Origin of the sequence: Prevotella pectinovora (assembly GCF_041323955.1) — a bacterium.
GTDB classification, from domain to species: domain Bacteria; phylum Bacteroidota; class Bacteroidia; order Bacteroidales; family Bacteroidaceae; genus Prevotella; species Prevotella pectinovora.
Genome location: NZ_JBGLIV010000001.1, coordinates 716,102 through 740,075 on the forward strand (window position 1 = coordinate 716,102; position 23,974 = coordinate 740,075).

Annotated in this window: 17 protein-coding genes and 1 tRNA gene; 12 read left to right on the plus strand and 6 right to left on the minus strand. The window is 48.7% G+C overall.

Annotated features, from left to right (window positions below):
- Positions 1-395: 395 nt before the first annotated feature.
- Positions 396-2,876, plus strand: a complete 2,481-nt coding sequence (locus ACDC99_RS02815; protein ID WP_370755758.1) for a M1 family metallopeptidase — start codon at positions 396-398, stop codon at positions 2,874-2,876.
- A 312-nt stretch (positions 2,877-3,188) separates the two neighbouring features.
- Here ACDC99_RS02815 and ACDC99_RS02820 read toward each other — a convergent pair.
- Positions 3,189-3,259: transfer RNA gene (locus ACDC99_RS02820), tRNA-Cys, on the minus strand.
- Positions 3,260-3,938: 679 nt separating this feature from the next.
- On the opposite strand from ACDC99_RS02820, the gene ACDC99_RS02825 reads away from it, so the two are divergent.
- The 3 genes from ACDC99_RS02825 to ACDC99_RS02835 are packed head-to-tail and all read left to right on the plus strand — an operon-like array spanning position 3,939 to position 6,218.
- Complete coding sequence (locus ACDC99_RS02825; protein WP_044065013.1) at positions 3,939-4,463, plus strand: nitroreductase; 525 nt, start codon at positions 3,939-3,941, stop codon at positions 4,461-4,463.
- 26 nt (positions 4,464-4,489) lie between these two features.
- Positions 4,490-4,927: a LexA family protein gene (locus ACDC99_RS02830; protein WP_022316779.1), complete on the plus strand. Its 438-nt coding sequence runs from the start codon at positions 4,490-4,492 to the stop codon at positions 4,925-4,927.
- A gap of 4 nt (positions 4,928-4,931) precedes the next feature.
- A complete protein-coding gene (locus ACDC99_RS02835) occupies positions 4,932-6,218 on the plus strand; it encodes a Y-family DNA polymerase (RefSeq protein ID WP_022316778.1) in 1,287 nt (428 codons plus the stop codon).
- Between the two features lie 104 nt (positions 6,219-6,322).
- Here ACDC99_RS02835 and ACDC99_RS02840 read toward each other — a convergent pair whose 3' ends face one another.
- From ACDC99_RS02840 to ACDC99_RS02850, 3 genes are all read right to left on the minus strand, one after another.
- A complete protein-coding gene (locus tag ACDC99_RS02840) occupies positions 6,323-7,075 on the minus strand; it encodes a copper homeostasis protein CutC (RefSeq protein ID WP_370755761.1) in 753 nt (250 codons plus the stop codon).
- A 25-nt stretch (positions 7,076-7,100) separates the two neighbouring features.
- Entirely contained in the window at positions 7,101-8,072 is a 972-nt protein-coding gene (locus ACDC99_RS02845) for an ROK family protein (protein WP_042518667.1), read from the minus strand.
- A gap of 87 nt (positions 8,073-8,159) precedes the next feature.
- Positions 8,160-9,443 (minus strand): MFS transporter, encoded by a 1,284-nt coding sequence (locus ACDC99_RS02850; protein WP_044065011.1) that lies wholly within the window; start codon positions 9,441-9,443, stop codon positions 8,160-8,162.
- A 442-nt stretch (positions 9,444-9,885) separates the two neighbouring features.
- On the opposite strand from ACDC99_RS02850, the gene ACDC99_RS02855 reads away from it, so the two are divergent.
- Positions 9,886-10,248 (plus strand): hypothetical protein, encoded by a 363-nt coding sequence (locus tag ACDC99_RS02855; RefSeq protein ID WP_022316773.1) that lies wholly within the window; start codon positions 9,886-9,888, stop codon positions 10,246-10,248.
- 166 nt (positions 10,249-10,414) lie between these two features.
- Here ACDC99_RS02855 and ACDC99_RS02860 read toward each other — a convergent pair whose 3' ends face one another.
- Complete coding sequence (locus ACDC99_RS02860; RefSeq protein WP_370755763.1) at positions 10,415-11,110, minus strand: hypothetical protein; 696 nt, start codon at positions 11,108-11,110, stop codon at positions 10,415-10,417.
- Positions 11,111-11,306: 196 nt separating this feature from the next.
- Here ACDC99_RS02860 and ACDC99_RS02865 point away from each other — a divergent pair, with 196 nt between their 5' ends.
- The 4 genes from ACDC99_RS02865 to ACDC99_RS02880 all read left to right on the plus strand — a co-directional run bounded on the left by ACDC99_RS02865 (position 11,307) and on the right by ACDC99_RS02880 (position 16,148).
- Positions 11,307-13,559 (plus strand): S8 family peptidase, encoded by a 2,253-nt coding sequence (locus ACDC99_RS02865; RefSeq protein ID WP_370755765.1) that lies wholly within the window; start codon positions 11,307-11,309, stop codon positions 13,557-13,559.
- Positions 13,560-13,799: 240 nt separating this feature from the next.
- Positions 13,800-14,294, plus strand: a complete 495-nt coding sequence (gene fldA / locus ACDC99_RS02870) for a flavodoxin FldA (protein ID WP_022316063.1) — start codon at positions 13,800-13,802, stop codon at positions 14,292-14,294.
- 204 nt (positions 14,295-14,498) lie between these two features.
- A complete protein-coding gene (locus ACDC99_RS02875; protein ID WP_370755767.1) occupies positions 14,499-14,876 on the plus strand; it encodes a DUF2023 family protein in 378 nt (125 codons plus the stop codon).
- 369 nt (positions 14,877-15,245) lie between these two features.
- The gene (locus ACDC99_RS02880) at positions 15,246-16,148 is read left to right on the plus strand and encodes a M48 family metallopeptidase (protein WP_042519551.1); all 903 of its coding nucleotides are present in this window, start codon (positions 15,246-15,248) and stop codon (positions 16,146-16,148) included.
- Positions 16,149-16,282: 134 nt separating this feature from the next.
- Here the strand turns inward: ACDC99_RS02880 and ACDC99_RS02885 are convergent, their stop codons facing one another.
- Complete coding sequence (locus ACDC99_RS02885) at positions 16,283-17,602, minus strand: uracil-xanthine permease family protein (RefSeq protein WP_042519552.1); 1,320 nt, start codon at positions 17,600-17,602, stop codon at positions 16,283-16,285.
- Positions 17,603-18,141: 539 nt separating this feature from the next.
- On the opposite strand from ACDC99_RS02885, the gene ACDC99_RS02890 reads away from it, so the two are divergent.
- The 3 genes from ACDC99_RS02890 (at position 18,142) to ACDC99_RS02900 (ending at position 23,819) form a co-directional block, all read left to right on the plus strand.
- Positions 18,142-18,348 (plus strand): hypothetical protein, encoded by a 207-nt coding sequence (locus ACDC99_RS02890; protein WP_370755769.1) that lies wholly within the window; start codon positions 18,142-18,144, stop codon positions 18,346-18,348.
- 91 nt (positions 18,349-18,439) lie between these two features.
- Positions 18,440-19,489 carry a hypothetical protein gene (locus ACDC99_RS02895; protein WP_370755771.1) on the plus strand — a complete coding sequence of 350 codons (1,050 nt, stop codon included), beginning with the start codon at positions 18,440-18,442 and terminating at the stop codon, positions 19,487-19,489.
- 13 nt (positions 19,490-19,502) lie between these two features.
- On the plus strand, positions 19,503-23,819 hold the full coding sequence (locus ACDC99_RS02900; protein ID WP_370755772.1) for a glycoside hydrolase family 2 TIM barrel-domain containing protein: 4,317 nt from the start codon (positions 19,503-19,505) through the stop codon (positions 23,817-23,819).
- Positions 23,820-23,974 lie beyond the last annotated feature (155 nt).

Sequence of the window (23,974 nt, forward strand, 5' to 3'; positions counted from 1 at the left end):
ATAGCCGCTATTGTTCATTGAAAAAATCCACTATTCTGAAAAATCAGAATCCATGCCAGCCCTGATGACCGTCTGGGGCTGATCAGGGCAATGCAGTATGCAAAGGTAATGTAAAAAAACGATTTTGCGAGGGAAATGTGTATTTATTTACATTTCCAGGCATCAGACCATAGTCGTGACACCTTGTCTTTCGTCGTTTCCTCAACTTTTCTTGTAGACAGGGTAACCTGCGAAACATTGATAATTCTTATTTAAATCGTTTTCTTATAGCATTGTTTTTTGAAATGTATTATCTTTGCATTAGGTAATGTCAACCGATGCAGAATATCGTCTGGATGTCATGCAGAGGTGAAGCTTGCCTTTGCAAAACTTGTTTGTATACAAAATAGAATTCTATGAAAAAACTTATCATTGCATGTATGGCGCTGCTCTGTTCGATGGTGGCAGGTGCCGTGGAGATAGAACCGGGAGTGAGCCAAAAGCTCGCCGAGCAGCGGCGGGCGGCAGTTGGCAATCTGTGTTACGACCTGAAGTTCAGGATTCCCGCTTCGCGGAAAGAAAAGGTGACAGGCTCTGCCGTCATCAAGTTTACGTATAAGAAATGCGGCGACGACCTGCAACTCGATTTCCAGGGAGCCGACGGACAGTATGGCGGTGTGGTGACAGTTAACGGCAAGAAGAGGCGTGCCGAATGGCGCAGCGAGCATATCATACTGAAAGAGAGCTGGCTGAAAAACGGTGAGAATGCCGTAGACGTGGCGTTCACCAGCGGCGACAAGTCGCTCAACCGCAACGACGACTATCTCTACACGCTTTTCGTTCCCGACCATGCCCGTTCGGTATTCCCATGTTTCGACCAGCCTGACCTCAAGGCTGTGTTCAAGCTGAAACTCGATGTGCCGGAAGGGTGGGAGACAGTGTCATCAGTCACCGACCAGCTTATCCCCACATATCTCTTCTCCTTCGTGGCAGGAAAGTTCAGCGTCAAGAAGGCAGAACGCAGCGGCCGTACCATCAAGGCACTCTACCGGGAGACTGACCCCGACAAGGTGGCGCAGCTCGACAAGGTGTTCGACATTGCCGACCACTCCATAAGGTGGTTTGAAAGATATACCGGCATACCCCTCCCTTTCAGCCAATATAATATGGTGGTGCTCCCCGGATTCCAGTTCGGCGGAATGGAACATCCCGGAGCGATACAGTTCACCGACCACGAGATATTCCTCGGCAAACACCCCACACCAGAGGAGGAGCAGACACGTCTGGAGCTGATAGCCCACGAAACGGCACACATGTGGTTTGGCGACATGGTGACCATGCGCTGGTTCAATGACGTTTGGACAAAAGAGGTGTTCGCCAATTTCTTTGCGGCAAAGGTAGCCAGGGAGCAATACCCCGATGTGAACCACGACCTGAACTTCCTGCGTATGTATCAGGCGAGGGCTCTGTCAACAGACCGTACTCCCGGCACGCATCCCATACAGCAGTCTCTCGACAACCTCAACCAGGCTGGATTGCTCTATGGCAACATCATATACTGCAAGGCACCAGTCATGATGCGCAAGCTGGAGCAGCAGATGGGAGAGGAGACGCTGAGAGACGGGATCCGCCAATATCTGCATCAGTATGCCTATGGCAATGCTACATGGGATGAGCTTATCGACATCCTCGACAGCAAAGCGCCGCAGTGTGGCATCAGGCAGTTTAGCGAGACATGGGTGAAATGTGGCGGTATGCCAACTGTGTCGGCAGAGTGGAAAGACGGCAGGCTCATTGTGAAACAAGAAGATCCGCAGCATCGCGGACTCGTATGGCAGCAGCAGTTCAATGTGCGTCTTGATTTCGCCGATGGCAATGGGGGAGTGAGGAGCGAGTTCGTTCCCGTAGACATGCAGAGCGGCACCGTGGAGATTGAGACAGGCGGGAAACCGCAGAACGTATTGCTGAATGCTGATGGCAGAGGATACGGACTGTTCGTGCTAAACGACCGTTCCGGCAAACCGCTCATGGCAGCGGATGCCGCCGACACCACGGCGCTGGAAGCACCGGCTGACGAACTGCAGCGTTTCGCCCTCGCCATGACTCTCAACGAGAACTTCCTCGCCCATAGGATAGGGGGCCGTCAGTATGCCAATACCATGAGGCAATGGATAGTGAAAGAAAATAACGCCATGATAGCCTCTCAGCTTGCCGGCTACTGGAATAATGCCATCGACAGGATGGATAGCGAAGACCGCAGCATAAACGAGAGGATGATGTGGGCAGAATACAGGCGTAACGCCATACCTTCGGTGAGACAGCGTCTCGTCCGTCTGCTTTATGCTTCATGTCAGGGTGGCGAGATAGCCGACTCCTTATATGCTGTGTGGAAAGGCAGCACCGACAAGCTGCTCAACAAGAACGACTACAATGGCATGGCTTATCGCCTGGCGATAATGATGCCCCAGAAGTGTGACGAGATATTGGCGGAGCAGCGCAAGAGACTCTCAAATGTGGATGAGTTGAGGCAGTTCGACTTTGTCAGCCGTGCCTGCACACCAGACACAGATAAGCAGCAGGCACTGTTCCAGTCTGTCCTCAAGGCAGAGAATCGTCAGCCGGAACCATGGACAGCATCGCTCCTCGCCTTGCTCAACGACCGCACGAGGGAACCTTTCAACAACAGGTACATCACTCCCGGACTTGATGCTCTGATCGACGTGCAGCGCACGAGCGACATATTCTTCCCCGGTTATTGGCTCGGTTCGCTGCTCGGCGGCCATCGCAGCAGTGAGGCGGCAGAGATGGTGAAAGATTTCGTGCGTCAGCATCCAGGCTATCCTCAGAAGCTGATGAACAAGCTGAACGAGAATGCCTTCTGGCTTCTGAACAGATAATAATAAGTCCATCCATATATTCCCCCCTGGCGTGGGGAACATAACCCCCTAATGTGGGGTTTCGTTCCCCACGCCAGGGGGAATTTTCGGCTTATGCGGTTTACCCCAAAGCGAATATGCTGAATTGCGAGTACTTGGTGTTCCGAAAATGTGATGAATTGTAGCGTTTTTCAGACTGTTTGTCGGCAATTTATTCCTAACATACGGTGTTACCAACCGGAAAAATCCGCTGACCCGCAATGCCGGGGATGTTGGAGGTGTGTGGGGGGGATAAAAAAAGTTCTGAAACAAAAATTGTTTCAGAACTCCTTGAGGTACCTAGCAGAGTCGAACTGCTCTACACGGTTTTGCAGACCGTTACCTAACCGATCGGCCAAGGTACCATTGCTTGATTGCGAGTGCAAAGGTATGAATTTTATTTCGTTCCACCAAATTTTTCTTTCACTTTTATTTGAAAACTTACCGAAAAGGCTGTTTTTTCCTTCAAAATTTATTGTATGTCGGTTTGAGACGCAGTTTCTTTATTGCATTTCGACAGTTTTGACCTGTTGCAGCAGGAGTCAGAAGCTTTGCCTTTCATTCCCTGCCGTTGCGCTTTCCGCCGAAGTTCATCAGCCAAAGGGCAGTTGGCACAATAACCAGTGCAACCGCTCTTTGGCTTGTGTGACACCGCCTGCCATATCTTATAACCTATATATATAAGCGAGGCGGCAATAATGATATATACAAAAACATATTGAGTCATATATATCGGGATTATCAAAAAATGTGCCAAATGGCAGCTATGCCAATGGCAAAGCAGCAAGTAGATAATTGTGGAGTGGCTAATGGCAGATTGGGCTTATGTGCAGGTTGTTGCGTGGCATTAACCAACATTAACTGTTTCGATTTCTGATTGCGGGTGTCAAAAGCTAATTTTGTAGTCCGTTAGATGAGAGAATGTCGGAAATCTGTTGATAGAACTTGTTGCTGATGTCTTTTCGTGGAAAGTTGTCAAATCGAGGATTACGCTTGACAATATTTCTGACATCTTGTCCGACAGAAACAAAAACAAATGGTATTATGAACGAAACGATAAGAACGCTTGAGACTCGTCGCAGCGTGAGAGGATTTGATCCGGAGCGCATGCCGTCAGACGAAGTGATAAAAGAGATTGTGGAAGCTGGAGAATACGCTCCCACGGGTAGAGGAATGCAGTCGCCACGCATCGTTGTGGTGACCAACAAGGCAGTGCGCGACCGCCTGTCTGAACTCAATGCCGAGGTGATGGGCACTACGTCAGACCCATTCTATGGAGCTCCGGTGGTGTTGATAGTGCTTGCCGACAGACAGCGCCCTACGTATATGTATGACGGTTCGCTTGTGATGGGCAACCTCATGAACGCCGCCCATTCGCTTGGTGTGGGAAGCTGCTGGATACACAGGGCCAAAGAGGTGTTCGACATGGACGAGGGCAAGGAGATGCTCCGCAAGTGGGGCATAGAAGGCGACTATGAAGGCATAGGCCATGTGGCGCTCGGATATGCCGCCGCACAACCGGCACCTGCCAAGCCGCGCAAGGACGACTATGCCGTGTGGGTGAGATAAGGATTGGAAGACACAATGCGACGTATATGTCTAAGATAAAACTTCTGAGAGGTGAGTTCGACAGCAGATTGAAGTTGCAGCTTGCTCCCGGCATAAAAGCCGGTTTTCCGAGTCCTGCCGAGGATTATCTGCACGACAGTCTCGACTTCAACCGCGACCTGATAAAGAATCCCGAGGCAACATTCTATGCCCGCATATCCGGCGACTCGATGGTGGAAGCCGGCATCTGCGATGGAGACATTGCCGTGATAGACCGTTCGCTGCAGGCGAACGACGGGGATGTGATAGTGGCATACGTCAACGAGGAGTTCACGATGAAATATCTCGACACTACGCATCTTGCCGAGGGGTATATCGAGCTGCGGCCTGCCAATGCCGCCTATTCGCCGATACGCATCGACAACCTTGACGATTTCCGTATCTGGGGAGTCGTGGTGTGGACCATCAAACAATGGAAACGATAGAGGAATGACAAAATATTACGCCATCTGCGATTGTGACAACTGCTATGTGAGTTGTGAACGAGTGTTCCGTCCCGATCTGGAGCGGAAACCCGTCGTCGTGCTCTCAAACAACGACGGATGTGTGGTGGCGCGAAGCAAGGAGGCAAAGCTCATGGGGGTGAAGGCTGGTACGCCGTACTATCAGCTCAAACAGCTTTTCCCCGATACACATATCGAGGTGTTCTCGTCGAACTATGAACTGTATGGCGAGCTTACCGGGCGTGTCATGGCAATCATCCGTGACATGGCTCCGCAGTGTTTCAGGTATTCCATTGACGAGGCTTTTGCCATTCTTGAGGGGATAGACGGAGAGCAGCTGCAGCAGTGGGGGCGTGACCTGCACGACAGGGTGTGGCGGTCGGTTGGCATTCCTGTAAGTATCGGAATCTCCACCACCAAGACTCTTGCCAAGGTGGCATCCCATTTCGCCAAGAAATATCCAGGCTATGACCACTGCTGCTTGATAGACAATGATGAGAAACGCATTAAGGCGCTGGGGCTTTACGACGTTGGCGAAGTGTGGGGAATAGGCCGCAGGTATGCCGAAAAGCTTGAAAGGATAGGGGTATCTACGGCGCTCGACTTTGCCGGACATAAGGTGGAGTGGGTTAGGATGATGTTCAAGAACATCGTCATCGAGCGTACGTGGAATGAGCTGAACGGCATAGACTGTGTGCCCGACGACTTGCCTGCCAGAAAGAAAAGCATCTGCACGAGCAGAAGCTTCGACGGGATGGTGGGCGACTTTGATACGCTACGCACTCATATCGCCAATTTTGCCGTCAGATCGGCTGAGAAACTGCGCAAGCAGCAGTCTGTGGCACAGGTAGTGGGAGTGTTCATCGACTCTAACCATTTCAGGGAAGACCTGATGCAGTATGGCAATATGGCAGACAAGACACTTCTTACGCCGACCAGCTCCACTATAGATATCGTGATGGCTGCTACCGACTGTCTGAGAAGCATCTACAGAGAGGGGATAATGTTCAAACGGGCAGGTGTGCTCTTGATGGGTGTCGTTCCGCAGGGGGCAGTGCAGCCCGATATGTTCTCTTATGATGCCAACCGGCATGGCAGGATGACGAGGATGGATTCTGCCGTAGACCATCTCAATAGAGTGGGCGGCACGGAAACCGTGATACTCAGTTCGCAGCAATATCCCGGCGGAAAGAAGTTCGCCGATGCTATACGGCATGACCATAAGAGTCCGTGTCCTACGACGCGCTGGAGCGATATAATGGTGCTGAAGTAGACGAGCAGACAAGCAGACGAGCAGACAAGGAAATAGCTCTTGACAATTGTCGGACTATAATCCAGGTCTGCTCGTCTGCTTGTTTTCGTTGACTTGTCAACTCGTTACTTCGTCAACATGTCTATAGTATTTCTGACTCTGTCTTTGTCGGTCACGAGAATGTTCTGTTCATCGGCATCTTTTGCTCCCATGTATACGTTCTGACATATATTTTTCATCTTGCTCTTAATGCCGACCCTTGCAGAGAAATGATATTCGGATATCCCAGTGGCGTCGTATATGTCGTGGATGTTGTCCTCGTTGACTCCGCTTCCCGCAAGCAGCGTTATCCGTCCGGCAGCCTTCTCCTGCAGTTTGGCAAGCAGCGGCGTTCCGTCAATGGCTTTCGGCTGTTGTCCGGAGGTCAGTATGCGGTTGCAGCCCAATGATATGATGTCTTCAAGGGCGGAGAATGGGTCGGCTGTGCGGTCGAAGGCGCGGTGGAAAGTCACCGACATCCCTTTGGCACACTCCATCAGCCGGCGGTTCTGCTCTATGTCCACATCACCGTTTTCTGTCAGGCATCCGAATACCACACCGTCAACTCCCAGTTCGCCACACATCCTGATGTCTTCCTCCATGCGCTCCATTTCGAGCGGTGAATACAGGAAGTCGCCACCTCGCGGACGGATTATGACATGGAGCCGTGTGGATGACAGCAAGCGCCTCGCCACCTTTATCTCTCCATAGGATGGTGTGGTGCCGCCTTCCGGTATTCCGGCACACAGTTCCACGCGGTCTGCGCCACCCTCTTGTGCGGCGATACAACTCTCCACACTGTTGGCGCAAATCTCAAATCTGAAATCTTCTCTGTTCATTGTCATTTCCTTCCTTTCATTTCCGTTATTTGGCAGTCTCTTGCCATGCAAGCGCTGCAGTGCCGAGTATTGCCGCAGTGCCGTTTTCCAGGGTGCTTGTCAGGAATTTCGCCTTGCCGCGATACAGGCTGAGCACATATTTGTCGTATGTTTCCTTTGCCGGTTTCAGAAGCCAGTCGCCGGCTTTTGCCACACCGCCGAAGAAGATGAAAGCCTCTGGGCTCAGGAATGTGGCGAAGTTTGCGCATGCCTTTCCCAGAATCTCTCCTGTGCGGCGGAACACCATTTGTGCCAGTTTGTCGCCAGCCTCGGCAGCATTGAAAATGTCGAGTGTCGTCATCTTGTCGGCAGGGATGTTGGCAAGGCTTGACTGCGCTCCCTCTTCGGCAAGCATTTCCTTGGCAGTCATCACCACTCCCCTCGACGAGCAATACATGTCGAGGCATCCGCTTCTGCCGCATCCGCATTTCCTGCCATTGTCGAAGAACATTATCGAGTGGCCCAGTTCTCCGGCGAATCCGTCGCTGCCGTATATCAGGTTGCCGTTTGCCACGATGCCCGAACCGACACCCGTACCGAGAGTTATCTCTATGAAATCCTTCATCCCCATGGCTGCTCCATGGCTCATTTCTCCCAGAGCGGCAGCTTTGGCGTCGTTGGTTATTGCCACAGGGATTCCCGTTTTCTCGTTCAGCATCTGGCAGATGGGCACCACACCCTTTCCCCATGAGATGTTGGCGGCGTGTTCGATTGTTCCCGCATTGTAGTTGCCGCAAGGAGCTCCGATACCTATGGCTTTGATGTTTTCGATGCCTCCCGCCACTGAAGACAGTTCGGATATCACTTCCGCAGCATCCTCTACGAAAGCCGTTGCCAGAGTATACTCCTGTGTGAGGAGCGATCCTGTTGCCTTTATCTCATAGTTCTCGTCCACTAGGCCGAACACGGCATTGGTGCCTCCGAGATCCAGTCCGATGACATATTTGTTCTCTTCCATGATTATTCCTTCGTTATGTTATTGTTTGGCGTGTTCTTCGATGCTGTCGAGACAATCTGCCAGTATCGGAGAAAGCGCCATCCTGTATTATCGTTTTGAACCCTTTATTGCATAGAATGAGATGTATGCCATAGAGAGCAGCGGCACGATGTATGACACCATATATGAATAATGGTCAGCGATATAGTTCTGTATCAGCGGCATTATGCCACCGCCGACTACCATCATCATGAATATTCCGGAACCGAGGGCGGTGTATTTTCCAAGTCCCTCAACTGAGAGGTTGAAGATGCACGACCACATCACCGATGTGCACAGTCCGCAAGCCACGAGAAGCAGTGCAGCTACAGGCAGATGGTATATTGCCACGCTTGAGCCGGTGAATACAGGCATCTCCACATGGCAGCTCTTTCCGAGAATTATCGCTCCGAGCATCAATGCTATTGCCAGTACGGATGTTGCGGTGAGCATGGCCTTGCTCGACACCTTGTCGGCTATGAGTCCTGCGGAGAATCTTCCTACGAGCATCAGGAACCAGTATGTGGCAGCCACAAAGCCAGCCACGGCTGTAGCCTTGGCAAGTCCGGTGCCGCCGCCGGCAGCTGTAGTGTCAGAGATATAGAAGAACAGGGTTCCGGGAATTCCAACTTCCAGTCCGACATACAGGAAAATGGCAATCGCTCCAAGCTTGAAGTTTGAGAAATCCCAAGGTGAGTGTGCCAGTTTCTCTTCCGGTTTGTGTTCCGGATTGTTGATCTTTATAAAATACAATATGCAGAATGCTGCTGCGAATACCGCCATTGCGATGAAGAGCACCACATTCACGTTGGCAATCTTGGTATCCTTTGTCACTTCTCCAATCAAGCTACCCACGAGCATCGGCGTGAGCGTTCCGGAGAGAGAGTTCAGTGTTCCTCCGATGAGGTTCAGCTGGTTGCCTCTGTTGCCGCCGCCGCCGAGCAGATTGATCATCGGGTTTACCACGGTGTTGAGCATGCAGACCGAAAAGCCGCATACGAAAGCACCGAGCAGATATATCGAGAATCCGAGTTCTGCCGATGAGCATGTGCCGGAGAGGAACTGCAGTACCAGACCGGCGATACCTGTTGCCACACCTGTCATGGCTGTGTTCTTGTAGCCGATTTTGGCAAGCATCTTTCCTGATGGAATTCCCATGAAGAGGTATGCCAGGAAGTTCATGGCGTTGCCGAGCATACCGATGGTGTTGGCATTTTCGCCTCCGGCAAATGTGTTCTTCCAGATCACACCCACAGGTGCTGCAAGGTTTGTTACGAACGAAATCATTGCAAACAGGAACATCATCGTTATTATTGCCACGATGTTCCCCTTTGAACTTGTAGTAGTTTTCATATCTTTCAACTCTTTAATTATTTAGGGTGTTATGTTATTAGTCAATAATGTGGCAAAATTACTAAAATCAAATCAAATAAAGGTGGAAGAGGGGATAAATCTACAAGATATATGAGAAATAAAGGAGTGTGAGTAGTTGATTGTTGGTATTTACAAAATGATATTTCAAATATGTTAAGAAAAGATATGTGTAAGTAAAGGCGTTTTGATATATGTCAAAATATTCTCTGTTAGCGCAAACAGAAACTCAAATAGTTTGTTTGTTGTTGCAGGTTTGTCTATCTTTGCAGCGTGAAAAAGACAAAGTTGCATGCTTTGGTCTCGACACATGATAAAATATACCAAACATATATTAAGGTAAAAAGATAAGGATAACCGGTGTCGGTGATTCGTGAGAATAGTACCGTAGCCATTTTAGTAATTAATTTAAAATTTAGGAATTATGAAAAGATTGTTTTTAACTGTTATGGCAGTGCTCAGCATGACCATGACATTTGCGGAGAACGAGGAGTTGAACACGACAAACACAGCCAATGCTTACAAGATGACTGTAAACTACAGCAGATTGGCTGATGCGCTTTGCTTGTCGATCGATCAGTTGGAAGCCGTGCAAGACATCCACTCAGAATTCTGTGCCGATATGATGAATGCCGGCAATGCTAACGCAGATGAGCGTAAGCCGATGGTTGAGAAGGCGTTGCAGAAGGATCTGAAGCACATGCGCTATGTGCTCACCGAGAATCAGTATCGCAAGTATCTGATGCTCCTGAACGTGACGATCAGCAATCGTGGACTTGAAAAGTAGTTTTGATAAATATTTGACTCGAGGGTACTGTCAATACAATATTGGCAGTACCCTTTGCGTTTCATTATGGTGGAACGCAAAAGGTATATTCAAGTTCGCATTGATAGGATAGCCCCCAATCGGCCATTATTCCGTTTAATGCCTTTTTTGTTAGTATTTCTATCTGTTATTTGGTCAGTGTCGTTTGATTCGTATTTTCCGAAACTTTTCTTTTCTTAAGAATCCACTTGCCTGTTCTGATAAAACATTCAATGTCATATTCTGTATATCCTTCATATTCGCTCCATATGTTTGAATATGTGTCATATTCCTTTTCTTTTCCAACCGTAATCGAAACCTTATAGACAAGATATTGCAGGAATTTGATGAAATCGTCAGTGTATTTGAAGTAATATATGCCGTCTGTATCTCTACTATTCCAATATAAGGAGAAATCACGGTAATTCATTATTCTTCCGTTTTTTTCGTTTTTTATCCGAAAAGTAATTTCACAATTTGAATCGATTTCCACTATCTGCGGCCTACGGTAACGATACTTGTATATTTTCTTTTTCCTTGCCAAAATTTGACTTAGTTCTGTTTTTATATACTTCATTTCAATATCGTTAAATGCACATTTTATAGTATCATCACCAATCTCTATATTTTTTTTTTGTGTTGCATCATAAATGTAATGAGGTATCACACAATATATATCTATACCTTTATTTGAATGATTCATTTCCATAACGGCACAGTTCCAGTAAGGTGGAAAGAAAATAATTTTAATGTTTTTTTCTGCCTTGCATGGCAAAAATATACTTATTAAAGTAATGATTAATAAATATATCTTAACTGAGTCATTACTTATATTTTTTTTCATTGTTGTAATTCCTTGATGTATGTTCCATTTCCTGTTATAAGCTGTTTGTCAATTATTTGAATGTTATGCCAAGATGCTGCTTATTTTGCAAAGATACGTAATTTCCTATATGGATGCAAGTCAAAGATATACTTTGTTTGCCATATATTGAAGTAGATTGTTGGTGGTGATGATTTTTTTTCTTTAATTTGCATCCATGAAAAAGACATTATTATATATATTGCTGCTCTTGTCGGTGGCAACCAGGGTCAGTGCGCAACATACGGGAGCGAGCCTTTACAAAATGTCGAGGCTTGTCAGACTTGCATCCATCGAGGCAAGGAAGGGACAAGGACAATATGCCAAGACATTGACCGGAGGAAGAGAGAGAGGCGACAGCCGTGCATTTGATGTTCCCGGTCAGCGCAGCCTATGTGCTTTTGTTCAGATGAAAGGAGATGGCAGGCGTGTGTTGGAAGAAAACCATTGTACGCCTCTTGCTCAGTTCGGGGATATATATATCGCCGATATTCCGTTGCGGCATCTCGACGGCTTGTCGTTATCAGAGAGTGTGCTGAGGATTGAAGCCGGCAGGAGTCACACGCTGACGATGGACACCACGGCAGTGATAGTGGATGCTCCCGCGGTGTGGAACGGCAGCTCTTTGCCTCAGGCTTATACCGGACAGGGAGTGGTGGTCGGCGTCATGGACGTAGGCTTTGATGTGACGAATCCCAATTTCTATGACACCACACTCACTGCCACACGCATACGGCGCTTCTGGGACCAGCTTTCGCCAGACAGTATCGGCAGCGGAATGTATGTCGGCGCTGACTATCGCACGCCGGAGGAGATTCTTGCCTATGCCCACTCCCACGACGGACTGATAGAGACCCACGGCACCCACACCTTGGGAATAGCTGCAGGCACGGGGTTCGACACACCTTATCGCGGTATGGCATACGATGCCGATATCTGCATCGTGAGCAATGCCGTGAATACAGACCTGCCGCTGATTCCCGAAGAACTGTTATACAAATACACATCAGCAACCGACGTCCTCGGATTCAAATACATCTTCGACTATGCCCAGGAGGTGGGCAAACCTTGTGTCATATCATTCAGTGAGGGCAGTTCGCAGTCGTTCGACGATGATGAACGGCTTTTCGAGGAAGTGCTCGGACAGATACAGGGGCCGGGCCGCATCCTTGTGGCGAGTGCCGGAAACGACGGGTCGCGCAGGACATATCAGCATAAGCCACGTGGGGTGGAACGCGACGGAGTGTTCTTCCTTTCGCAGTCAGACCATACTTATTTCTGCATGGCTTCAGAAAACCAGTTTCAGATATGCCTCTCGGCATACACCTCAGCCTCGGACAGAGAACAACTATATATTCCTACCGCCGATATCCTTAATGCCGAAGATTCCACGGTGGTAGACTCCGTAGACTTTTTCGGTCACCGGTTGAAATACACCATACAGGCATGCCGCGCATATTTCAATCCAGACCTCATAGCCTACTACCTGTTGGCAGAGATGCAAGGCGGGGTGGGGTGGTCGCTGTTCCTCTCAGCCGAGGCCGTTGGCGAGGAAGCCGCAGTGGATTTTTACAGTAGCGCCACACAGTTTTATCCCAGTGAGATAAACCCTTCGATAAGTGGCGGCGAACCGGCATACAGTGTCGGCAGTCCGGGCTGTGCCCCATCGGTGATATGCGTTGGAGCCACGGCATACCGCGACCATATCGTCAATGCCGACGGTGTGGCTCAGACCTATGATTGCGGTCACGACGGCGAAGTGGCAGACTATTCCTCTGTCGGTCCGACCCGCGACGGGCGCATCAAGCCCGATGTCGTTGCCAACGGCACTCATGTGGTGTCATCGGCAAGCAGTTATTTCATAGAGGCGAATCCGGAGGGCAGCGTGAAAGATTATACCGTAGCCACTTCCCGATTCCATGACCGCACCTACCCGTGGGCGGCATTCCTCGGCACCTCGATGTCAACACCCGTCGTTGCCGGTACGATAGCCTTGTGGCTGCAAGCCAATCCTGATCTCACCACCCGGCAGGTGATGGATGTGCTGGCGGCAACGAGCCATCGTAGGGACGGCGCCCGGCAGGGAGAAAAGGATAACCGTTGGGGGTATGGAGAGATAGATGCCTATGCCGGTCTGCTCCGTGTGCTTGGTCTCGATGGCATAAGCGAGATTTCCAATCACCATCCTTCCCGTCTCGATATCAAATATGCTGACGACACGGTGTGGCTCTCTGCCGAGGGTGAAGTTTCGGCAGAGAGGGTAAGCGTGGCGATATATTCTGTGGCGGGAAAGAGGATGCTCCAGAAGGCAGTACGCCTGTCATCCGATCTTTCCGGCATCAGTCTGTCGTCACTTCCATCAGGTGTGTATGTCGTGCAGACCACGTCGGTAACGCCTGGTTTCACAGGGTCTTGCGTATTCAGGAAATAGCGCAAAAGGTATTCTGTTCCTCCTTTAGTTCCCGTATAATCACTTTTAGGTATTTCGCACAAAACCCTAATTTTAGGTATTGCAGCATTGTGGCGGATGCTGTATCTTTGCAACCGTGAAAAGGATAATTCTTACGTCTTACGAGTTGACGAGTTGACAAGGAGACGAGTTGACAAGGAGTTTTCTTTTTTCATATAGATTCTTTGGATTTTTAAACTTAGTAATATAGAGAGATAGAATATGAAAAAGACATTGGTTGTTTATGGTTCCTCAACAGGAACTTGCCAGAGCATCGCTGAGACAATCGCGGAAAAGCTCGGAGCAGAAGTGGTAGACGTGGCAAACCTCGATGACGCCCAGGTGAACGAGGCGGAGAATCTCATTCTCGGCACTTCAACATGGGGCGCCGGAGAAGTTCAGGACGATTGGTATGACGGACTGAACAAACTGAAGAAACTCGACCTAAATGGAAAAACCGTGGCGCTCTTCGGCTGTGGCGACTGCGAGTCGTATGGCGACACCTTCTGCGGAGGCATGGACGAGATTTATTCTGCCCTTCAGGACAAGGGCGTGAAATTCGTTGGTCAGGTATCAACCGATGATTATACATTCGACGATTCTGCAGCTGTGGTTGATGGCAAGTTCGTGGGTCTCGCTCTTGATGATATAAACGAAGACGACAAGACCCCAGGCCGCATTGACGCATGGCTGGATGACATCAAGGGTGAGCTGTAAGTCACGATGTCTAAGCCATAGACTTTACATAAAATTGACGGTCCGCAACGCATTGGTTGCGGAACACCGTTGACAGGACAGTACACCTGCGGGCTGACGTTTCCCGTGGTGACTCCCGAACCGGATAGAGTGTAGGGGAGTGTTTCCCGTGGGTGACTGACTTGTTGACATATAAAAATATACGATACTAACAATTAAAGCAAAATGATGATGCAAGACACTGCGAGCGTAATGCCGATAGACATGAAGGTCCTGATGAATCATATCTATGAGTTCAAGAAGGGCGTCAGACAAATGGTACTGTTCACTTTCAACAAGAAATATGAGTGTTACGCTCTGGAGCGTCTCAAGCGTCAGAACATAGACTATATCATACAGCCCGTTGGCAACGACCGCATGAACCTCTTCTTCGGCAAGAAGGAGTGTATGGATGCCATACGGCTGATGGTTACGCGTCCCCTCAGCAAGCTCACTCCAGAGGAGGACTTCATGCTCGGAGCACTGCTCGGGTATGACATCTGCGCTCAGTGCGAGCGCTATTGTGAGCGCAAGTGCCGTAAATGCAATGCGGCGCTACAGTAGCAAGGATTTTCTTTTTAGTCAAGTAATTTACATATTATCATCTTGATGATTGCCCATTAAGATAAAATTCATAATGTTTTTGTATTATATACCCATGTCGGACTGGCTGTGAAGCTGGTCCGACATGCTGTTGGTATGTAAAGTGTTTCTCATTCAATATTTTCTTCCATAAAATTATCATCGTAAGCTAGATTTTTCTAACTTTGCATAAGATAAGCTTCACCTCAGCATAGCTTTCAAGCAAGCTTGGCGCTCTGCCTTCGGTTTGCATTATCTTTGCATAAGATAAGCTTCACCTCAGCATAGCTTTCAAGCAAGCTTGGCGCTCTGCCCTTGAAGTGATAAATCAAAAAACAACATCAGACGAATATGAAAAAAATCAGCAAATTACTGTTGGCGGTCATGACGCTGACAGTAGTGTCTTGTGGAACCACAAGCACGGTGCCTGTTACAGGCAGAAAACAGCATATCCTCGTTTCCGACGAAGAGGTGCTCGGTCTCAGCAACAAGGAGTATACCAACTACATGAAGACTGCTAAGGTGTCTACCAACGCCACAAACACGGCGATGGTGAAACGTGTGGGCCAGCGCCTTGCCACAGCCGTGGAACAGTATCTAAAAGCCAACAACCAGTCGGCAGAACTGAAAAACTACAATTGGGAGTTCAATCTCGTGCAGGACAATTCAGCAAATGCCTTCTGTATGCCTGGCGGCAAGATTGTGGTATACGAAGGGTTGCTCCCCATAACACAGAACGAGAGTGCTCTCGCCATCGTTCTCGGTCATGAGATTGCTCATGCCGTGGCAAAGCATTCGGCAGAGCAGATAAGCAAGCAGATGAAGCAGCAGTATGGTTCGCAGATTCTGGGAGCCGTGCTCAGCGGTGCCGGAGTCAGCTCAAATACCACCAGCATAGCACAGGGTGTGTTCGGACTCGGAAGTAAATTCAGCAATCTCCACTATTCTCGTCAGAATGAGAGCGAGGCCGACTATATGGGACTCGTTTTTGCCGCGATGGCGGGCTACGACCCTAACGTGGCAGTAAGCTTTTGGCAGCGCATGGCGGCAAGTTCCACCAGCACTACACCGGCTTTCCTCAGCGACCACCCATCCGACGCCAAGCGTATCGCCGACATACAGAAATGGTTGCCAGAGGCTCTGAAATACTATAAGCCAGTGGCTACCACCACTACCAAGACAACAACGACCACTAAGACCACTTCTAAAAAGAAGACTACAAAAAAGAAGTCTACAACAAAGAGAAGAAAGTGATTCTGTAGACGAGTAAACAAGCAGACGGGTAGATAAGCAGACGAGTAGACAAGGAAGTTGCCATTTGTTACAAAATGGAGAACAGATATCCTTGTCTACTCGTCTGCTTGTTTACTTGTCAACTTGTCAGCACCTTATTCCTTTATCCTTATCAGCAGGTTTGAGAATATGGCGAGCAGTCCGCCGGTAGTTATTCCCGATGAGAAAATGCTGCGCAGCGTCTCGGGGAAGCCCGATAGAATCTCAGGCATGAACTCCACGCTCAGTCCGCCGGCAAGACTTATCGCCAGCACCAGAATCTCCTTTCGACCCAGTTTCTGCGAGGCGATGACCTTTATTCCCGATGCCGCCACCGTGCCGAACATCAGCAGTGTGGCACCTCCCAACACAGGTTCCGGCATCAGCGAGAATACCAGACTCACGGCAGGAAACACGCTAAGGATGATGAGAAAGGCAGAGATGAAATATCCCACGTAGCGCGATGCCACTCCCGTGAGCTGTATCATACCGTTGTTCTGTGCGAAAATGGAGTTGGGGAAGGAGTTCAGGGCTGCAGAGATAAACGATGAAACGCCGTTTGCCACCACACCTCCCGATGCACGCTTCATGAAGAGGTCACCCTCCACAGGTTCGCCGGAAATCATTGAATTCGCCGTGATGTCGCCATAAGCCTCTATCGCCGTTATTATGAAGATTATGCTCAGCGAGATGAAGGCAGAGAGGTCGAAGTCAAGTCCATATTTGAACGGCACCGGCACATACACGCCGCCGAAACTCTTCACCGAGTCAAAGTCGATATATCCCAATGCCCACGACAATACATACCCAACGGCAAGTCCGATTACGATGGAACTCATCCTGAGGTAGCGGTTCTTGCAACTATTGAAAAACACTATTGTGGCAAGTACCAGAGCCGCGAGTCCGAGATTGTGCAGAGCGCCGAACGTACCGTTTGCCATCGCCGCATTGCCGCCGCCACACGACGATATCCCCACCTTTATAAGACAGAGACCAATCAGCGTGACCACAATTCCAGACACCAATGGGGTGATGATCTTGCGTGCATATCTCAGTATGCTGCCCACGAACACCTCCACTACCGATGCCGCCATACACGAACCGAACACCACAGCCAGTCCGCCGCCCATTCCAGCCGCTATTATCGGTCCTATGAACGAATAGCTCGTTCCCTGTATGCAGAGCAGTCCGGTGCCCACAGCCCCGAATTTCCTGCATTGGATGAATGTGGATACACCCGATGCGAAGAGCGCCATCGATACGAGGAAGCTCGTCGTCTCTATGTCGAGCTGCATCTGCGATGCTATTATCAAAGGTGGCGTCATTATCGCCACGAAGATTGCAAACAGATGCTGCAATGCCGCAAACACCGATTCCACGAATGGCGGACGGTCGTTGAGTCCATAGATTATTCCATTTTTCTGTTCTGTTGCCATATCTGATATCCGATTTTGTATTATTCTGCAAAGATAGTGCAAACCGAGAGAAGAACGAAATGAATTCATTCATTTCTTTTTCCGAGGTGCCGCCTGTCTTATATATATCCCAAAAACACGTATTCGTAGAATAGCATAGGTGCGAAATAGGTAAAAATGGTTAAAATATTTCGCAAATGTAAAAATAAATGCGGATAATTGATTAGATTTGCAAATTGAAATTAAATGTGTAAGAGAAAGTATAACAAATATTAAACCTGTGAAGATGTTTTCATGGCGGGAAAGTCAAACTCTCGCTGTGGAAAAGATTATTAATTGACAACAGATTATCAACACGTATAGTGTGTCTGTATTAAACCGACGGGTGGGGAGTGTTCTCACCTTATGGTCATGATGCAATAGTCTGCCATTAATATAGTTGAAACTTATTTACCTCTGTTGCATTAGATTAAATCTGAAGCTGCAGAACTTATGCTCCTATGGAGTTTATCTTAATTCAATAAATTGATATTCAAAACTTATAAGCTATTTTTATATTTATGAAGAAGAAGTACTTAAAACCGGATCTCGAGGTCATTGCGCTTGAAACATGCGTAACTCTGGGGGGATTCAGTAAAGATAAAGATAAAATATTGGAAGACAATCCTCCAGAGATAGATGCTAAAGAACATAATGCAGTTAGCGGTTTCCTCTGGGATGACATCCAGGAGGACGATGATACGGATGAGGATTTGCACCTGTTCTGACAAAACAACATAACCATATTCCCACTTTTCTTATTGGTGAACAGACATTGGCGTTCGCCAAAAACAGATTTTACGAATTAAACATTTTATCATGAATACATTTTATACATTGGCACTGACTTCTGTGTATATATTCAATTCGCAGGGGCAGTATCTCACCGTAGGTGACGATGGCAAGCCGGCAATATCAAACCGGCCGGTGAAGCTGAAAGTCTCCATGGTGGATGAGAAAGCTGATGCCGGGCGTATGAATTTCAACGGCAAAGACGTAAAGTGGATATTGAAGTCGTCTGCCGGCCAGTCATACACCTTGGGCTATCAGGACAGTGATGCCTACTCCACGGCATTTGTCTACGCACAGTCTGGAGCTATAGCAACCTCGTATGAGGAACCAGACCCCACATTCGCTGCCGGACAATGGACGGTAGCTGCCGAAGTTCCGTATCAGGAAGTGATTCTCGATGAGGCTCAGAATTATGTGCGCCCCACATTTTCAGCAGAGTATGTGGACGTGACGCTGAAGCGTAAATTCAAGACAGGACAGTGGAACTCCCTGTGTCTGCCTTTCCCTTTGTCGGCTGCACAGATAGCTGAGACTTGGGGTGTAGGAACCAAGGTGGCGTATCTTACCAGTGATAGCGATACCAAACTGTTTTTCACCTATCGCACAGACATTGAGGCAGGAAAGCCTTGCCTGCTACAGCCTGAGAGAGTGAACAAAGACCAAACATATAAGTTTGCTGGCATCACCGCATCCTCTTGGTATGAGGACGAAGGTAATCCGAAGGATACTGTAGGACAGACAAGGGTGACAGGATTCTTCTCTCCGACCATCGTCAAGTCGGGGTCTTACGTTTTCAGTGCTGACGAAATTTATCATCTCACGTCAGATATGGAAGCCAAAGGATTCCGTATCTATTTTGAAGATGTGGCTGGTACGCAGTCAGCTCGCGAACTGACATGGAGCGTTGATGAGAATCCATCAGAGACCAACGACATCTCTTCCGTTCCCAATTCCTCAAGCGCCACCATCGGCGATGTGTATAGCATCAATGGTCAGCGTGTTCGCCATCGTTGCAGTTCAACGAAACTCGCACCGGGAGTATATATAGTGAACGGAATAAAACTCATCGTGAAATAAAAACCAAGACCTTATGAAAACATACATAAAGCAACATCTCGTCGCAGTAGCGGCACTGCTCGTTCTCATGGTGACGCAGGCGTTCGCAGCGGAGACAAACCTTCTGAGCAATTACACGCCTAACGGCTCGTCGTTCTCGAAGCAAACAACAATTGACTTCCAGAAACAGACATTCAAGGCTGTGCTCGACCTCAGCTCTTGCAAAAGCAGCACAACTTACGAGAATGTGCTCTCTATCGGCAATGATTTGCAGAACGCAAGTGGATGGGGAGGATCTGGCGTCTACGTAATCCACATCTTCTACACTAAGAGCAGCAATACCTTGCAGGTGAACTGCTTCAATGGTGGCGCAAGCAACACTTACCGTCAAGACCACACCAACATCTCGGGCGAAACTACTATAGAGTTGAACTCGAACGGTCTGTATCTTAACGATACGAAGATTTGCGATGCATCAAATATCAGCAATATCCTAAGCCTTACGTCTATTAAGTATGGTAGCACTCAGGGCAGTACACGCTCATGGGCTACATACAAGTCAGTTAGCCTCATCACAAAGGAGACTACTGGTGGCACAACTACTCCAACGACAACTTTCTCTGTTCCGGCATACGGTTCCACATATTATATTTGTCCTGCCGGTTATCCTACAAGATGCTTCACTGTTTCTACATCTAACGATGATGAGGAGATTACAGTAACCGCCAAGTCAGACGGCAATACCGGACAGCAGTGGATAACAAAGCAGGGCAAGTATTCTACAACATATCCTTGGCATATTGTCAATGTGATGTCTTCCAAGGCTCTTGACATGGCAGGCAACAACACTACTGTAATGCCACTCCAGTGGACATCCGAAAACGATTACAATGGTGGTAAGGCTAACGTAAACCAAGAATGGAAATTTGATGAGGTAGATGCGACACAGCACACATATAAGATTTACGCTTATACACAAAACCAAACATACTACCTCACATACGATGGAACCTACGGCGGCAAGCTTGGTCGTACAACAGATTCAAATAGTGCAACAGCCTTCGGCTTCATCAAAGTAGAGGGTTCAACCGGCGGCGGAACAACCGGCGGCGGAACATCTTCCAACCACGGTTCGTTCAGCGTTAGCTGGATAAGCAATCAGAACAAGGTGGGCGACTATAAGGAGGACGCTCACGCTACATTCATCCCTTACGTTTCTGTAGAGCAGATGAAGGCAGACGCTAAGCACTACGCAGAGCCTTGGCAGCAGCCCGACGAGACAAAGGCTGAATATATCAACCTCAACGGAACATGGAAGTTCAAGTATGTTGCAGGAACATCATCATGGTATAGTTCAACCCCCGGTGCAAGTGAGTTCCAGGCAAAGGACTATAACGACAGCGGTTGGGACGACATCCGTGTGCCGCTCTCTTGGGAAATGGCCAACTATGGCAAACCAGTATACACCAACGTTGGTTATCCGTTCAGCAACAACCCACCTAATGCGAACTCTGGAATGTCAGAGTATGGCGTAACAGACCACAACGCAACGGGCTTCTATCGCCGTACCATCAACATTCCTGCGACATGGAAGGACAAGCGTGTGTTTATCCATTTCGACGGTGTATACAGCGCTGCTGTAGTATGGGTTAATGGCAAATACGTAGGCTACTCGCAGAGCTCTAACACTGACGCTGAGTTCGACATCACCGGCTTCGTAACTACCGGCGACAACCAACTCTCGGTACGTGTATATCGTTGGTGCGACGGTTCGTATCTCGAAGGTCAGGATATGTGGCACCTCTCTGGTATTCACCGCGACGTATATCTCGTGGCTACTCCGAAGGTGTTCGTGTCTGACCACTACATCACATCTTCGCTCAACAGCGAGGCTACAAGCGGCAGCATGTCGGTGAAGCTGACTGTAGACAACCGCAATAACGTCTCTGCTAACAAGACTCTGCAGGTGTCGTTGCTCGACCGCGACGGCAAGCAGATTGCTACCGGCACACAGACTTACAGCGGAACAGCAAAAGCTGAAAAGACCGTTACACTCAACAGCCTCAGCAACCTGCATCCGTGGAGCGCAGAAGATCCGTATCTCTACACGGTTGTAGTAAGCCAGAAGGACGAGAACGGAGCTGAGGAGATGGCGTTCTCTACAAAGTATGGTTTCCGCAACATCACAAAGAGTGGCAACCTCATCTACATCAACAACAAGCGTGTCTACTTCAAGGGCGTGAACACTCAGGATACTCACCCTGAGTATGGTCGTGCCATCGACATGGAGACCATGATGAAGGACCTCACAATGATGAAGAAGGCTAACGTGAACACCGTGCGCACATCGCACTATCCGCGTCAGCCGAAGATGTACGCTATGATGGACGCTCTCGGCTTCTACGTGATGGACGAGGCTGACGTGGAGTGCCACTACAACCAGAACTTGTCAAGCAACAGCAGTTGGATAACAGCTATGGACGATCGCACAAAGCGCATGGTGCTGCGCGACCGCAACCACCCGAGTGTAATCTTCTGGTCGTTGGGCAACGAGTGCGGCGGCGGTAGCAACTTCTCTACTACATACAATACGTGTAAGAACCTCGACTCACGCTTCGTTCACTATGAGGGAGCAGGAAGCGGAACAAATTACTCCGACCTCGGTTCTAACATGTATCCAACCGTTTCGTCAGTACAAGGAAACAGAAGCGGACTGAACGGCAAGCCTTACTTTATCTGCGAGTATGCTCACGCAATGGGTCAGGCTGTCGGTAACTTGAAGGAATACTGGGATGTGATTGAGAACAGCACCGGCATCATCGGCGCTTGTATCTGGGACTGGGTAGACCAATCGGTTTACGACCCTGCAAGGCTTGTTAACCGTCAGAAGAAGAGCGAAAACGGCTTTAACTACTGGGTGTCTGGCTATGACTACAACTCACCAGGCGGTGTTGACTATGGTTTCCAGGGCAACTTCCTCAACAACGGTATCATCACACCAGACCGCACATGGACTGGTAAACTCTCTGAGGTGAAGAAGGTGTACCAGAATGTGAAGTTCAGCGACTTCAGCGCTTCTGCTAAGTCTGTAAACATCGCGAACAAGTATGCGTTTATGCCTATCTCGTCTGACAACTTCGAAATCGGCTATCGCGTGATGAAGGATGGATACTTGGTGGAGAACGGCAAGCTCGAAAGCTTCAACTCTATCGCTGCAGGTTCTTCTGCTACCGTAACTCTGCCTATCCAGACATCTGTTGAGGGCAGTGCAGAGTATCTCGTAAACATAGAACTGCGCATAAAGAAGCCAACAAATGGCGCTGCCGACTGGACTACATGGGCAGAGGAAGGCTACAGCATCGCTGACGCACAGTTCTCGCTCTCTGAGCAAAATACCTCTAACGGCACAGCCCAGGGTACAGACGGCACAATGGGATTCCCAGTGCTGCCAAGCTACACTTCAGCAGGTGGCTCATTGAAAGTTGAAAATAATACCGTTTCCGGTACAGACAACAACGGCAAGGCATATTCTATTGTGTTCAGTTCATCAGGCAAGATGACCTCATGGACATATGATGGCAAGAACCTTATTGCAGCAGGTCCAGACTTCAATAGCTACCGTAAGGTGGACAATGACCGTAACTTCAGTCCTTCGTTCAGCAATTCATCAAGCCTCAGCATCACAAGAGCACTCGCAAAGAGCGGTAACAATGCCAAGATGTCTGTCAATGGTTCGGCAACAGGCTGCAGCTACACCATCGATTACACATTCTACCCTGACGGCACTGTAGACATGAAGGTGACATTCTCGCCAAGCGGAACACTCGCTCGCATCGGTTTGGGCATGCAGTTTGCTTCCGGCTTCGAGAACGTGGAGTTCTATGCCCGCGGTCCTCGTTCCAACTACAGCGACCGCAAGACAGGTTCTTATCTCGGACGCTTCACCACTACGGTAGACGACATGGTGGACGAGATGATACATCCTCAGACATTCGGTGACCATGAGGATATGCGTGAGCTTATTCTCACCAACAAGGCTTCTAACGTGCAGATCGGAATCAAGGCAGGCGGAAGAGCATCATTCTCTCTTTCACACTACGACGAGACAGAGTGGTGCACATCAGGTGACTCTATGTGGAATACAAAGCTCCACTGGTATGACCTGACACGCTATCAGCAGGTTTATGCCCACTTCGACTATATGCAGCGCGGACTCGGCAACAACTCATGTGGTGGCGACAGTTGTCTGTCTGATTATGTGTGTCCATCTTATTCTTCGTGGAATAGCAGCTATGGTTACACATTGCGATTCACCCCACAATCAGGTGGAAATGCGCAGATAACAGAATAATATTTGCAGAAATATTCTCTGATTTGAGAATAAACGTCAATCCCAATCGGTCTTTATATTCAGACCGGTTGGGGCTAAAATAAAGAAACTCTCCCGATAGGCTACAGGCAAAGACTTGATGCTTATCGGGAGAGTTCTTTTTTTGTGGATTAATC

Excerpts from the sequence above, each read along its gene's own strand:
- ACDC99_RS02860 (WP_370755763.1), bottom strand. The coding sequence starts at position 11,110 with ATGAAAAAAAATATAAGTAATGACTCAGTTAAGATATATTTATTAATC.
- ACDC99_RS02890 (WP_370755769.1), top strand. The coding sequence starts at position 18,142 with ATGAAGAAGAAGTACTTAAAACCGGATCTCGAGGTCATTGCGCTTGAA.
- ACDC99_RS02815 (WP_370755758.1), top strand. The coding sequence starts at position 396 with ATGAAAAAACTTATCATTGCATGTATGGCGCTGCTCTGTTCGATGGTG.
- ACDC99_RS02885 (WP_042519552.1), bottom strand. The coding sequence starts at position 17,602 with ATGGCAACAGAACAGAAAAATGGAATAATCTATGGACTCAACGACCGT.
- ACDC99_RS02840 (WP_370755761.1), bottom strand. The coding sequence starts at position 7,075 with ATGAACAGAGAAGATTTCAGATTTGAGATTTGCGCCAACAGTGTGGAG.
- ACDC99_RS02875 (WP_370755767.1), top strand. The coding sequence starts at position 14,499 with ATGATGATGCAAGACACTGCGAGCGTAATGCCGATAGACATGAAGGTC.
- ACDC99_RS02865 (WP_370755765.1), top strand. The coding sequence starts at position 11,307 with ATGAAAAAGACATTATTATATATATTGCTGCTCTTGTCGGTGGCAACC.
- ACDC99_RS02880 (WP_042519551.1), top strand. The coding sequence starts at position 15,246 with ATGAAAAAAATCAGCAAATTACTGTTGGCGGTCATGACGCTGACAGTA.
- fldA (WP_022316063.1), top strand. The coding sequence starts at position 13,800 with ATGAAAAAGACATTGGTTGTTTATGGTTCCTCAACAGGAACTTGCCAG.
- ACDC99_RS02895 (WP_370755771.1), top strand. The coding sequence starts at position 18,440 with ATGAATACATTTTATACATTGGCACTGACTTCTGTGTATATATTCAAT.
- ACDC99_RS02845 (WP_042518667.1), bottom strand. The coding sequence starts at position 8,072 with ATGGAAGAGAACAAATATGTCATCGGACTGGATCTCGGAGGCACCAAT.
- ACDC99_RS02835 (WP_022316778.1), top strand. The coding sequence starts at position 4,932 with ATGACAAAATATTACGCCATCTGCGATTGTGACAACTGCTATGTGAGT.
- ACDC99_RS02850 (WP_044065011.1), bottom strand. The coding sequence starts at position 9,443 with ATGAAAACTACTACAAGTTCAAAGGGGAACATCGTGGCAATAATAACG.
- ACDC99_RS02830 (WP_022316779.1), top strand. The coding sequence starts at position 4,490 with ATGTCTAAGATAAAACTTCTGAGAGGTGAGTTCGACAGCAGATTGAAG.
- ACDC99_RS02900 (WP_370755772.1), top strand. The coding sequence starts at position 19,503 with ATGAAAACATACATAAAGCAACATCTCGTCGCAGTAGCGGCACTGCTC.
- ACDC99_RS02855 (WP_022316773.1), top strand. The coding sequence starts at position 9,886 with ATGAAAAGATTGTTTTTAACTGTTATGGCAGTGCTCAGCATGACCATG.
- ACDC99_RS02825 (WP_044065013.1), top strand. The coding sequence starts at position 3,939 with ATGAACGAAACGATAAGAACGCTTGAGACTCGTCGCAGCGTGAGAGGA.